The organism is Bradyrhizobium sp. Kon37 (assembly GCF_055807535.1).
The window spans coordinates 1-256 of the sequence record NZ_JBVVOY010000294.1 but is presented as its reverse complement, the minus strand read 5'-3'; the positions used below and the strand labels follow the sequence as shown (position 1 = coordinate 256).

The window sequence follows — 256 nt, the reverse complement described above, 5'->3', positions numbered from 1 at the left end:
GATTCTCCGTGGGAACAAACGGCGGATTGACCGTAATGGGATAGGTCACGTTGGTGTAGATGGGCGCATCGTAACCGTGCATCTGCCAGTTTGAGGGGACGACGACAGTATCGGCCTCAGGAAGATCGCACTCCAGCCAGCTTTCCGGCACCGCTTCTGGTGCCGGAAACCAGGCAAAGCGCCATTCGCCATTCAGGCTGCGCAACTGTTGGGAAGGGCGATCGGTGCGGGCCTCTTCGCTATTACGCCAGCTGGC

General features: G+C 59.4%; 1 protein-coding gene. It reads right to left on the bottom strand.

What is annotated here, in order from left to right:
- Nucleotides 1-256 (bottom strand): sugar-binding domain-containing protein (locus AC0L3J_RS38215; protein ID WP_473350591.1); only part of this gene is annotated, 256 nt, incomplete at both ends.